This is a genomic window from Prosthecobacter sp. (assembly GCF_044222345.1).
Classification (GTDB): Bacteria; Verrucomicrobiota; Verrucomicrobiia; order Verrucomicrobiales; family Verrucomicrobiaceae; genus Prosthecobacter.
The window spans coordinates 23642-36160 of sequence record NZ_JBGANL010000054.1 but is presented as its reverse complement, the minus strand read 5'-3'; the positions used below and the strand labels follow the sequence as shown (position 1 = coordinate 36160).

Annotated in this window: 14 protein-coding genes; 10 read left to right on the top strand and 4 right to left on the bottom strand. The window is 57.4% G+C overall.

Going from position 1 to position 12519, the window contains the following annotated elements; translation table 11 throughout:
- Positions 1-115 precede the first annotated feature (115 nt).
- The 4 genes from ACILSL_RS22050 to ACILSL_RS22035 all read right to left on the bottom strand — a co-directional run bounded on the left by ACILSL_RS22050 (position 116) and on the right by ACILSL_RS22035 (position 4987).
- Entirely contained in the window at positions 116-1864 is a 1749-nt protein-coding gene (locus ACILSL_RS22050; protein ID WP_395734227.1) for an NERD domain-containing protein, read from the bottom strand.
- A gap of 485 nt (positions 1865-2349) precedes the next feature.
- Entirely contained in the window at positions 2350-2565 is a 216-nt protein-coding gene (locus ACILSL_RS22045; protein ID WP_395734226.1) for a hypothetical protein, read from the bottom strand.
- A gap of 601 nt (positions 2566-3166) precedes the next feature.
- Complete coding sequence (locus tag ACILSL_RS22040) at positions 3167-3364, bottom strand: helix-turn-helix domain-containing protein (RefSeq protein ID WP_395734225.1); 198 nt, start codon at positions 3362-3364, stop codon at positions 3167-3169.
- Positions 3365-4507: 1143 nt separating this feature from the next.
- The gene (locus tag ACILSL_RS22035; protein ID WP_395734224.1) at positions 4508-4987 is read right to left on the bottom strand and encodes a hypothetical protein; all 480 of its coding nucleotides are present in this window, start codon (positions 4985-4987) and stop codon (positions 4508-4510) included.
- Positions 4988-5007: 20 nt separating this feature from the next.
- Between ACILSL_RS22035 and ACILSL_RS22030 the strand changes: the two genes are divergently transcribed.
- The 10 genes from ACILSL_RS22030 (at position 5008) to ACILSL_RS21985 (ending at position 12514) form a co-directional block, all read left to right on the top strand.
- Positions 5008-5820 carry a RecB family exonuclease gene (locus ACILSL_RS22030; RefSeq protein WP_395734223.1) on the top strand — a complete coding sequence of 271 codons (813 nt, stop codon included), beginning with the start codon at positions 5008-5010 and terminating at the stop codon, positions 5818-5820.
- Positions 5821-5881: 61 nt separating this feature from the next.
- Positions 5882-6256, top strand: a complete 375-nt coding sequence (locus tag ACILSL_RS22025; RefSeq protein ID WP_395734222.1) for a hypothetical protein — start codon at positions 5882-5884, stop codon at positions 6254-6256.
- The gene (locus tag ACILSL_RS22020) at positions 6195-6641 is read left to right on the top strand and encodes a hypothetical protein (RefSeq protein ID WP_395734221.1); all 447 of its coding nucleotides are present in this window, start codon (positions 6195-6197) and stop codon (positions 6639-6641) included. Before ACILSL_RS22025 ends, ACILSL_RS22020 begins: the two co-directional genes overlap by 62 nt.
- An 89-nt stretch (positions 6642-6730) precedes the next feature.
- The gene (locus tag ACILSL_RS22015) at positions 6731-7792 is read left to right on the top strand and encodes a DNA ligase (RefSeq protein ID WP_395734220.1); all 1062 of its coding nucleotides are present in this window, start codon (positions 6731-6733) and stop codon (positions 7790-7792) included.
- A gap of 80 nt (positions 7793-7872) precedes the next feature.
- Positions 7873-8070: a hypothetical protein gene (locus tag ACILSL_RS22010; protein WP_395734219.1), complete on the top strand. Its 198-nt coding sequence runs from the start codon at positions 7873-7875 to the stop codon at positions 8068-8070.
- A complete protein-coding gene (locus ACILSL_RS22005) occupies positions 8067-9500 on the top strand; it encodes a DNA polymerase III subunit beta (protein ID WP_395734218.1) in 1434 nt (477 codons plus the stop codon). Before ACILSL_RS22010 ends, ACILSL_RS22005 begins: the two co-directional genes overlap by 4 nt.
- A 63-nt stretch (positions 9501-9563) precedes the next feature.
- Complete coding sequence (locus tag ACILSL_RS22000) at positions 9564-9758, top strand: hypothetical protein (protein ID WP_395734217.1); 195 nt, start codon at positions 9564-9566, stop codon at positions 9756-9758.
- A 30-nt stretch (positions 9759-9788) separates the two neighbouring features.
- Positions 9789-10565, top strand: a complete 777-nt coding sequence (locus ACILSL_RS21995) for a DUF932 domain-containing protein (protein ID WP_395734216.1) — start codon at positions 9789-9791, stop codon at positions 10563-10565.
- A gap of 714 nt (positions 10566-11279) precedes the next feature.
- Positions 11280-11906 (top strand): DUF1819 family protein, encoded by a 627-nt coding sequence (locus tag ACILSL_RS21990; protein ID WP_395734215.1) that lies wholly within the window; start codon positions 11280-11282, stop codon positions 11904-11906.
- A 5-nt stretch (positions 11907-11911) separates the two neighbouring features.
- On the top strand, positions 11912-12514 hold the full coding sequence (locus ACILSL_RS21985) for a DUF1788 domain-containing protein (protein WP_395734214.1): 603 nt from the start codon (positions 11912-11914) through the stop codon (positions 12512-12514).
- Positions 12515-12519: the final 5 nt, after the last annotated feature.

Genomic DNA, 12519 nt, shown 5'->3' with positions numbered 1-12519 from the left:
GCAGGGGGGCGAGGCTCATTGCGAAAAGAAAATCGGGCTGGATGTCGCTGGAATACCTATTGTTAGATCAACGAAAACGGACAGGAATCCGGACGAGTTCGCTACCTGTTGGTCGCTACGATGAATCGGTCGGGACATGCACACACGCCAGCAACTGCCGCGCTCGGCTGGCACCCATGAAGTAGGTGAAGCGGTCATAGGGACGGGTGAGTTGGTCGAAGGATGGTAGGCCGACGAGGATCACGGCCAAGGCATCGAGGCCTTTCGCCTTGTGGATGGAGGTGTGGCCAATGGCATTGCCGGAAGGCTGGTCGAGGGTTTCGAGATAGGGCCACAGGGGATGATCGAGCAGGTTCTCAAGGCCGGAGAGCGGGGTGTTGCCGATCTGGCTGCGGTCGTGGAGGATGAGCACCTTCGAGGGAGCGCAGAGACCGGAGGAGTGCCAGCGGTCGAGGATCTGCTCAACCAGCGCGGGGGTTTGAGATGCCCCTGCCTGATAGATCTCGACCTCGGGGCCGTCGGGCAGTTGACCATCGCTGTGCAGGCCGGTGACGAGATCGTGGGAGCCTTCACCGTCAAGCTGCTTGAGGAAACGGTAGATGGGCCGGGTGTAGCGCAGGGCACAATTCAGCCGCAGGTGCGCATGCTGGCTGAGCCGCTGGCGCACGGTGTTCAGCGCGAAGCGATCTGGCGCACGGAAGGGCGGACGCTGGGCGGCATCGCCAAAGATGGCCATCGGAGACTGCCAACCCTGATTCAACAGAGCGACGTAGATGGACCACCAACCAGCGTGATCGGGTTGCGACGAATCACCCGGCAATGAAGTGTCATGATCCTGAGCCTCGTCCACGACCAGCGCATCATACTTGCCAAGCAGATGACCTAGCTTGGCTGATTCAGTGGTCAGGGCCTCGATGGCAAGCAGCGGCAGGGTTTCGTCGAAGTAGCGCTGAGCTTCTTCACGCTCAGCGGGAACTTCATGGAGAATGCCGGAGGCTTCGAGGACGGAAGCGGCGATGCTTTCCGAACTGCGCACGGTGATGCTGCCGCGCTCTAGGCGTAGCTTGCCAGCACTGGCACGAAGCCGCTCACACAGCGCGAGATTGTAGGCGACCATGAGGACATCGCGCCCGGAGTCGCCCCTGGCGTTTTCGGCCAGGCGGCGTGCCTGCTCGATGGCATACCAGGACTTGCCGGTGCCGACGCCACCCTCGATCACGAGTTGAAGGTTTCCTGACAGCATGTCGAGCAACCGGTAGCTGGCGGTGGCCTGGCGGAGAATCAGCTTGTCGGTTTCCGTGATGAAAGCCTTGACCGCCTTCGGCTCCAAGCCTTCGCCGTAGGCGTCGAGGAAGGAGGCGGTCTGCTCGGGCTGCACGGGACGCTGCTGGGTGAACAAACTCCGCCAGGCAGCAGGGAAGTCCTTCACATCATTGGCGGCGAGAATGAGCTCACGCGGGATGCCGCGAAACTCGGTGATGTTCGGAGCGATTTGCAACAGGGGGAGGACGAGGGATTTGGCCACATAGGGGATTAGTCTTCCTCCGCCCGTGCTTTGAATCCGCCTGATCACCCCGGCGTGCTGCATCATGAGCTGCGTGAGCGGGTTGTCACCGTCTTCGGTGTCCCATCGGCCCGTCGCCGCCTGATAACTGAGGCTGGACTTCACCTCCAGAACGGCAAGCCCGCCGTGCGGACCCAGCACCAGGAAATCCCCCTCTCGCAGCCTGCCAGCGTCGTCTTCATACCAGTAACCCCAGCGCACGATCCAGGCGTCCGGCAGCAGTTCGTTCAAGGTCTGAGCGAAGAGAATCTCCGTGCGCTGGCACTTCTCGGGCGGGCGGTTGTAGATCCAGCGGGGCATGGTGGAGGCGATGATGTCGCAGATTAAAAAGCCGCGCAATGTGGAGCAGTCAAAGACTGACCTCCATGCCCGTGTACGACAACACCCACCAGATGGGCAGGGTGCTGCTTCCATGCGATGGGAGTGAAGATAATCCAGCGCAACGTCGTCCAAGGCTCTCATGAAGCTGCTTCTGGCCCTCCTGTTTCCCGTTCTCGCCTCCGCTGATCCTGCGTCGTCCTCGCCGATAAAAATGCCAGCCTGAGAGACGAGAAGGGCAAATCCACGACCACCACCAGCACATCCGGCACTAAGACTACGTTTCGAGACGCCCAAGGCAGGATGACAGGAACCGCCACGTAGCCGAGCACCGGCAAAACGACGTTCCGGGATGCCCAGGGGAGAATGACTGGCACTTCAAGCACCAGCGGATCGAAAACCATCTGCCGGGATGCTCAAGGACGGGTCAGCGGAACCTCATCCACGTCATCCTCCGGGGTGACCACCTACCGCGATTCATCAGGACGCATGACTGGCACCAGCACTGTCGCTGGAGACAAGATCATTTTCGAGGACGCCTCGGGACGGTTGACCAGAACCGCCACGGTGAAGAAGTGATGGCGCGATACTACCTGAAGTCCTCCAAAACCTGTCCATGTTGAGAGAACGGGTTTGCGGGTTCTAAGGTCGATCAAGCCGACCTCATCCAGTGTCCAGTTCATGCGCCCAAAATTGCAGGGAGCGCAGGTGATCACGATGTTCCAGACTGTTGTCCCCACCACGTGCATGGGGAATCACATGGTCGTATTGCAACCACATGGCCTGGAAGGAGAAGCGTGCTGGTCGATGTTCCTGGATCCCCATGGGAGAGCCTCTGGATACGCCCTTGATCCCGCTCTCTGACCTCCTTGCGAATCAGCGGGATGCCACAGAACCGACAGTGAAATCCATCCCGTTGATGCAGCGCGTTTTTTTCTGCCGTGGTTGGCATTCGGAGCTTGATACGTTGATCTTTGGGAATGCTGGGTGGCGCATCTTGTACAGGCCGATATTGAACATACGGGCTGTTGCTGCCCCACAGGGATTCTGTCCATTCCCGGATCACCGGAAGATTGGTGTCTCGGATCAGTTCATGGGCCAGCGTTGCATGGCCATCAAGGTGAGCCTGAACTGCGGACTCCAGCAGACGAGCTGCCTCTGCGATTTCGGGTATAGGGTCTCGGAGACAGGTGCGAACACTGGCAATCATGTCGAGTTGAAAACAAACGGTGGCTCAGGGAAGGGGGCTGATGTGAATCATCGAACACCCGGTGCCGGAATCGGTCAATCCTCGAACCAACGCCTCACGGCCTCCGGACTGAAGCGGACGAGGTTTCCCAGCTTGCGAAAAGGCAGCCCTTGCCTCTCGCGCAGCATGGAAACGTGACGAATGCTGCATCGTGCGTAGCGGGCCACGTCGTCGATGGTCCAGAGTGTTTCTGGCGGTGGAGTTGAATTCGTAGCAGATTTTTGATCTTCCATGCCAGAGGCGGGTGTGTCAAAACCGGCCACTGCCGCTTGCTGCCTGCACCCTCAGAGGAGTGCCGATGGTTGCGCAACGAGGACGCGCATGACGAACGCATGACGAACGCATGACAAGCGCAAGGCAACGCATGACGCAACCGATGCACCCCAAGCTTATGCACCTTCAACTTGCACCCTCAAAATCCGCCACTGCCTGCATTTCTGAAGCGATCTAAACCAGCAGATTCCGTGTCTGCTGGTTTTGTCGTGATTGCATCCCAGTTGCGCCCGTGGCTTTGAAAACCGCATGCACCTCCGGACACCCCCGATGTGGGTTGAGCCAGGCCGAGAAATGTGGCACGACTCGATATGACATCCCAACTTCCGATTCCTGCCGAAACCTGCCAAAACTCAGAAAATCCAATCTGCAACGAGCTGCATAAGGGCTTCAGTATCAGTGAGGATGCGCAAATCATTGAAAATCAAGGGTTGGGCTGTAAATCTGCTGGCTTACGCCTACGCTGGTTCGAATCCAGCCCTGCCCACCACCTTCATTCTGAGTGAGTTAAAGACCAAAGCCCGCGCCCCAAAGGCGGGGCTTTTTTTTGAGTGTGCTCAAAATGTGCTCACTTTTCGGTCCTAGTTAGGGGCGTCACTTTATCCACGATCATTGGAACAACAGAAAAATCCACTGTCATGCAGTCACATTGGGGATCATCCTGTTGTGAGAGCTGCAATTCCCTCCTCTTTCGCGTTATAAGAATTTGAGAGACCGAGCTTATCCCGGCCTCTTTCACCCACCATGCCACGGCGAACCCACATTCGCCCTGCATCGACCGGGTCATCGTCTGCGCGTTGTATCATAGTAGAAGGCGCTGGCCCGTCCCATGACGCGGCTGGTCAACGATCTGCTCACCTCGTCTCTGCAACACACGCAGGGGCTGGGTACCGCAGCCACGCAGATGAGCGTCCGGCGCAGGGCTGCATTCAAGAGGCTGGCAACATCAGCTAGCCGCACCACGTCGCCACACTATCCCAATCCATTCACCCGGTTCTTTCGCAAGGAAGGCCGGGTGTTTTGTTGTCGGGCCTGTGGCGGCTTCTTCACCCACCCACCCCACATCAGGAGACACACACCATGGCCATCAAACTCAGCGCCAACTACAGCAAAAAACTCGGGCTGCCCCAGTACAGCAACCACAGCTTCAGCGTCTCGGTTGAAGTCGAATTCAACGACATCACCCAGGTCGAAGCGAAGTGCAGAAGCTTTACTAGCTCCTGCAGCAGTCGGTCGATCAGGACATCCAGCAGCCGGGCTACATTCTGACGGCTAAAACCAATGGCAACAGCCGACCTGCTTCTCAGCCCAAGGGACGCCCCCATTCGGTCAACGACAACGGTCGCCCACCAGCACATGCCAGCGCAGACCGCTGGAACTGCACCGACGGTCAGCGCGGGTTCATCCTGCGCATCGTCAACGAAAACCCCAGCATCACCAAGCATGTGGCGGAAGATCTGTCCCAGCAGCTCTTCGGCATCGGCGTCAAGCAGCTCAACAAGCTGCAGGCATCTCAGTTGATCGAGGATTTGCTCGTCATGGCTGGCAAGCCCGCCCCCCGCCAGACCCGCTGGCAGCAACACCCCACCAACGCCCAAGCTGCATGAACACGCCCGCTGCCTCCACACCAGAGCGCAGCGAGCAGGACGTCATCGCCGCATTGCAGTCAACAGTGTCAGCCTCCCGACTGTCACTGTTCCTGCAATGTCGGCTGAAATTCTACTTCCGCTACGTGCTCAAGGTCAAAAAGCCCAAGACAGCCTCGCTCCATCTCGGCAATGCGGTTCACGCCGTATTGAAGGCATGGAACAAGGCACGCTGGGTGCAGCAGCCGCTTTCGCTCAAGGTGGTCCATGAGACCTACCAGACAGCCTGGGCGGACAACACCGAAGGATCGGTGGAATGGGAACCCGGGGAGGAAGAAGCCGACAAAACCACCGGTTGGCGTCTGCTCGACACCTACCTTCGTGAATGCCATTTGCCAGCCGAGATCAAACCCGATGCCGTTGAAGTCCCGGTGGATGCCGATTTGCAGCAGCATGGCCTGCCGCGCCTGATCGGCATCCTTGATCTGGTGCAGCAACGCCAGATCATCGACTACAAGACCAGCGCCACCACCCCCAACGCGGACAAGGTAGCTCACACCACCGAAATTCAGACCAGCAGCTACGCTATCCTCTACCGCCACAACACCGGCGCGCATGAGGCAGGCATGCAGTTGCACCACCTGGTCAAGCTCAAGAACCCCAAGGTGGTCATTACCACGCTGCCACCCATGAGCCCCAGCCAGGAAAACCGGCTGTTTCGGCAAATGGAAGGCTATCTCGAAGGATTGCAGCGCCGCGACTTCATCCCTTCGCCTGGGATGCACTGCTCAAGCTGCGAGTTCTTCAATGAATGCCGCCAGTGGCATTAAACCCTGTTGCAGGTCTGCGCACACCGCGAGCGCTCGCCTGCACCCCATCCCCAACTCCACAATGAAACATCTCATCCTCATAACCGGTCTGCTGGCGCTGTTCACGTCGAACATGCAGGCAGGCTGGTTTTTCAGCGATCCGCCGCCTGACCTCGGCCCGGAATACCGGGCCAAAATTGTCAGCCTGGAAGATCGCATCTTGGAACAACACGCTGTCACCACCCGCTGGGAGATCGCCACTGGCACTCTCGCCGTTGGCTGCGTGCTGTTGTTTGTCATCGGAACCGCCCTCGGGGCCAAAACACGCCAACATTATGATGGAACAACAAGAATGGGACGAACAGTCCCCACCACTGCCCCGGCAGCTCCCAACGGTGCCCGCCACCACCTGGGCGAAGCAGGCCCGCCAGATCGTCATTCGACGCTGGCAGCCTGAACCGCTGAGCAAACCCGTCATCGACGAGGAACTGCCGAACCTGAGCGCCGTTGAGCGCGCGGCTGAGGTGATCACCTTCACCTGCCGCCGTGCTGAATACTGGCTCTCACCGCAGGGAACCTTGCGCGAGTGGCTGAAGTTCAACCTGCGCCTGGCCCTGGGAATCGCGGTGCCCGCCTTGCTGGTGGCACCGCTGGTCACCCTGGCCTTGAACCAGTTCAACCTCTGGATCGAGGTCATCAGCAAGACGACATCCAATGTTGTCTTGGTGCCGCTCTCGGTGCTGCTGGTGGTCGGCCTCATCGCCGGATTGGTCTCCATCGGGAAATCAATCCTCTCGATGCGCCTGCGCCATCAGCAACGACGGGATCCCTACAACTACTGAGGCTGCACAATCGTCTCAACCCAAACCCCAGAGCCGGACGGTCACAGGATCGTCCGGCTCTTTTCATTTCAAGAAAGGAAATTCACCTCATGGAAAGCATCACATTGTATTTTCGCGAAGGCCCCTCCGACAAAGTGTACCAAGCCAGCATCTGTCCCAAGGATGACGGCCACATGGTGCACTTCGCCTATGGCCGGCGCGGTTCCACACTGAGCACCGGCAGCAAAACGCAGATCCCGGTCGCCTATCCGATTGCCAAAGACATCTACGACAAACTGGTCCGGGAAAAGATGGCGAAAGGCTACAAGCCCGGTGCCGACGCCGCCTCTGGCACACCACCAGAGTCTCCCAATAAGCACACCGGCATTTCGTGCCAGCTTCTCAATCCTCTGCACGAACAGCAGCTCGACCAGGTGCTGCTCAATCCTGACTACTGGATGCAGGAGAAACTGGACGGCCGCCGGATGCTCATCAAAAAAGACGGCAATCAGATTTGCGGCATCAACCGCCTGGGATTCCCCGTCTCCGTTCCTGACCCAATAGCCCGAGATGTCGCTAAATACCCGCGCGACTTCCTGCTCGATGGCGAAGCCGTGGGAGACACCTTCCACGCCTTCGACTTGCTAACTATTGGTCCGGAGGACCCGCGTCCTTTGGGGTTCTCGGTGCGCTACTTGCGCATGCGCGACATGCTCGGATCCTTTGATCATCCGCACATCCATTTGGTGGCGGTTGTTTTTCCGTGTGAAACGACCGAGCGTTTCCAGCAGTTCAAACAGGAGGGTAAAGAAGGCGTGGTGTTCAAACACAAGGATGCGCCATACACTCCCGGCCGTCCCAATAGCGGCGGCAGCCAGCTCAAATTCAAGTTCCACGAGACCGCCTCGTTCATTGTCACCAAGGTGAACGAGAAGCGCAGCGTTTCGTTGATCCTGTTTGAAGGCGAGAAAGTGCGCCCCGCTGGAAACGTCACCATTCCACTCAATCACGATATTCCTGCACCGGGAACGGTGGTGGAGTGCCGCTACCTGTACGCGTTCAAAGAATCCGGCAGCATCTACCAGCCGGTTTACCTGGGATCACGTCCTGACATTCGCGCAGCCGAATGCATCACCTGCCAGCTCAAATACAAAGCTGACGCAGAGACCTAATCACCACAACCCATGCTCAGGCCCAGGCATCTTCACCGGTGTCTGGGCCTGTTTGCGTGCAACCCAGAAAATCATTCCTCATGAAGACCATTGTTCATCTCATCCGGCTGGCAGCCTGCGGGCTGCTCGTCCTCGCAGGCACCGCCTGCCCACGCTCCTCTTCGCAACCCGCGATTAAGGAACTGAGGCAGGAGTTCATCATCGTCGTTCCGCAAACCAACACCAAGCCGAAGGAATCCCAGGACCTCGGCACGCAACCTCAACCACCCCGCCCATGAATCCCATCTCACTGCCCATTGCGGAATTGAAACCCGCCCTCGTCGGACTCGGCAAAGTGATCAATCCACGAGCCACTGTGCCTGTCCTCCAATATATTAAAGTCGAGCGCACGTCCGATGGCTGGGTCGCTCTCACGAGCACCGATCTCGACCGCTTCGTCACCGTGCGTCTCGAACAACCCTCCACAGGACCTGCCATGACGGTGTTTATCCCTCATGACCAGCTCGTTCAGCTCACCAAGAACTGTGAGCGCAATGAGAGTCTGCTCATTGATGCCACACCAACAGGCCCTGTCATCAAATTTGCCCTGGCTGACAACCTCGGCGAATCCAAGGTGAAACTCATTCCGTTAGCGGAATTTCCGGTGACGCCGCGCATTCAAGCAGAGGCCATCCCACTGCCGTCCGAGCTGCGCCATTCCATTCACGAAGCGATGGAATGCGCCAGCATCGACGAAACGCGCTACGTTCTCAACGGCACGTTCATTGACGCCAGCAACCCGAAAGCCAATTATATCGTCGGCACCGATGGCAGACATCTCTACAGCGCCAACTCCTTCGCGCTGCCGCTGAAGCACTCCCTCCTCATTCCGAACAACAAGTTTCTCGGCTGGAAGGAGTTTAACAACGACGGGGAATGGCAGCTCAAGGCGGACGACAAAACCGTTCAGATCAGCAGCCGACGCTGGCGTTTCATCACCAAACAGATCGACGGCAAATACCCCGACTGGCGCGTGACCACCCCCAATCCCAGCGACGCCAAGACTCACATCATCCTCGACCCGGCCAAACTGAACATGCTCATCAAGCTTATTCAGCGCATGCCTTGTCATGATCCTGATAGATTCCAAACCATTGGTTTGGAGTGTGTTCGAGGCCAGTTGCTGCTTCTGGGCAGGGACACCTCTGACGCATCGTGGACACGAGTGCCGGTTCTGGGTGCCAAGGTCGAAGGCCGGGATGTCTCTATCTTCCTGAGCCGTCGATACCTTATCCGTGCTCTGGAATACGGTCTCAACACCATCAGCCTGATGGAAGAGATCAACCCTCTGCGGTTCCACTGCAAAGGCAGACAGATGATCGTGATGCCCTTGCGCATCGAGGGGGCCATTCCCCCAGCACCAGCCAACCTTCCACACCCAGCGGTCCACCTGCCGCCATCCCGTCCTGGGTTGCCATCTTCACCACCACCTACCTCCATGATTACCACCCCCACCTCCGAAGGGCCTGCCACTGGCGAGGCCAAAAGCGCCACGGAAGAAGTCATCGACCTGACCTTGCTCCTCCGGGACAAGCTCAACGAAGGCTTCAACCTGCTGCGTGAGCTCTCCATCAAGCTGAAGGCCATCAACCGTGACCAGAAGACAAGCGCCCGGGAGCTGAATTCCGTCCGCTCCACGCTGCGCTCACTGCAAGGCCTGAAGCTGTAATCCACCACACAAACTCAAGGAGCCAGGCATGCTGAAATATGTGCGTCTGGCTCCTTTCGTTTTATGAAACGCATCTCGTCCATTGTCTTCGACAGGCACGAGCGGCCCAGGCGTGCCACCATCATCACCCCGCTCGGCACCATCAAAGTCGAGTGGCGGGAGGTGGCCGGTGATCGCTACTGGACCAGCTCCGGCGAACTGCCGGCAAAGCAGCTCGCTGTGCCTCTCATCCAACGAATCGAGCGTCTCTTTTCCTGACGCTCTCAACCTCAAACCCATTCTACAATTATGATTGCAAATCTCGAACCTCAATCTCTCGGCACCAAGCCCAGGCATCCCAATCTTATTCTCCACTGCGGCGCACAAAGCGTGGATCTTACCGAAGTGGACAAAGTGCGGACGCCACGCTCCACCACGAGCTGGTGTCCGATTCCTCATCATCAGCTGATCACCACCGTTCAGAAAACTCTTGCCGCCACAAACCTGCGCATCGGCACGCAGGCGCATTCGCTGTCTCACGAAGGACAACGCTACTTTGGTCTCATGGAAGTCCACGCTCAGAGAGCCAGCGACGACTACTGCTGGGTGCTCGGCCTGCGCAACAGTCACGACAAGACATTCCCCGCCGGTATCGTCGCCGGGGCTGCAGTATTTGTTTGTGACAATTTGAGCTTTAGCGGCGAGATCAAATTCGCACGCAAACACACCCGGTTCATCAACCGTGACCTTCCCCAGATGGTGGGACGGTCCATCGGAGAACTCATGTCTAAATGGCATCACCAAGACAAACGCATCGCCGCCTATAAAGAGGCTGAGATCAGCGACAGTCAGGCCCACGACCTCGTCATCCGTGCTACGGATGTCGGCGTTTGCAGCAACCGTCTTATCCCGCCCGTGCTACATGAATGGCGCGAGCCCAGACATGGTGCATTCGAGGGCAGAAACGTCTGGAGCCTGTTCAACGCTTTTACGGAGGCTTTGAAGGATGGCAGTCTGGCAGAGCTGCCCAAGCGCACCGAAGCGCTGCATGGCTTGCTCGACACGCATGTCGGGTTGGCTGCGTGAGAGAAGCTCCCCCGCGTCGGCGCATAGCCGACGCGGGATTGGCTTTTCTTTAGCTATCGGTATGCTGCGGCCTAACGAGTCACATCTGGCATTTATTGCCCCAGTCGTCACCTACCGACTCGGGCTACAAGCTTGATGCGCTGCGGCTGAAGAAAGTGAGGACGATTTGACTTGAATTGCCATCCCCCTGCTAATGTCCCACCCCACGTGGTAGCTGCCCGAACATTCTCGTTAAGCGAGTTTCCCGCAAATTCATTCCATCCACCACCACCTTGCTTGATCATGTGTTTATCAAACTCACACAGGATGAACAGCCCGAACTCCTTGAAGCACTATCAGGTGAGATCGCGCAAAGGCTTGCTGCCTTTGCTGAGATGATGGAAGCACGGGAGAGGCGTCCCTTCATGGTGGTGGCCAATCATCTGGCGCGTCAGAATGCCTCGGATCCGCGTCAGGCACTTATTTCGTCTACGCTACACCCCTGGAAGTGCTCACTTTCAGGGGGGCGGCACACCATCGAGAAGCGTTCTGTCCACTGCCTCAATGGTCTGGCGTGCCATACACCAGACCATAGGGTTCGATTTGAACCGCTGAATTCGTGGATTGGAGGCAGCAAAAAGCGGGCATCAAATTTCGGAGCGGAATTGAGCACCATCCCTTGCCGTAAGGGGCATCTCTCGCTTAGATGGCTGCCAGCCATAAGACTTCCGCTGAATGCCCACCAACGATTCCCACTCATACAACCTCAGTTTTACTGCAGCGTCGCTCCGACCGGAGCTGGCGAGGATTGTCGCTGAGTGTTACCTCACCTCTGGCGACTGGAATCTCACCAAGGAGAGAATTCTTTCATCGAATGCCCTCCAATGCCGAAGCGCTAGCAGCGCGGTTCGCCTTGAACGGGAATTGAGGCAGAGACTTGCAACCTTGACTCACGATCAGATTGGTCTTCTAAGCCAAGCCACCACCGAGGACCGCGAAGCGATTGCCTGGCTCGCTGCATGCAAGCACATCCGATTTGCCTTCGAGTTCGGGTCCGAAGTTTTGCGCGACAAGCTCGCGGCGCATGATCCCGTTTTGCGCCATTCCGATTACGAAGCTTATGTTGAAAACAAAAGACTGACTCATCCCGAGCTTGCCCAGTTGAGCACCTCTTCGAAAAATAAAATACGGCAGGTTTTGCTGAGAATGCTTTCCGAGGCGGGTTTGCTTGCGAAGGGGAGACCACTCGGAATTATTCAACGCCCAACCCTTTCGCCGGCAGTCATGAATGTCATCACCACAGACAACCCAAGTTGGCTGGCCGGATTCCTTGTTCCTGACACAGAAATTCCCAGCCGCTGATTTTCATGGACATAAACGACCTGGCTGAACGCCTTTTTAGAACCCTCAGTCATCCCAACTTTCTCGCCATGAAAGGGCTTGCCAACGAGGTGCCTATTTTCATTCAGACGTATGAACCTTCCCAGGAGGATTCCATCAGACGAATGGTCGATGGCCTCGTGGGTCGAATGAGAAATACCGGTATCAACCTAAAATCCATCGACCTCTTCAGCCTGGTTCTTGCTGAATTGGAAGAGCATGACATCCTTGATGATCTTTTGAAGGGGGAGTCGGACTCCGAGAAGGTGGAGATTTTGGAAACCCTTCAGAACTATTCGGACCCCAAGACCCATCTGATCCCGCGTTTGATTCGAGAAATCGGGGACGATGGCGTGCAGTTGACTCTCATCACTGGACCGGGACGAATATTCCCGTTCCTGCGAACCCACACCATCTTGGAATCTCTTCAGCCTGCGATGCTCAGGCATCCGGTGGTGATCTTCTTTCCCGGCGAATACGCACAGGATCCTGCCGGTGGTTCTCACCTGCGTCTATTTGGTTCGATCCCGAGCCCTCGAATCAACAATCCTTACTATCGAGCCACAAATCTCGATCACTATCGTCTCTGACTTTC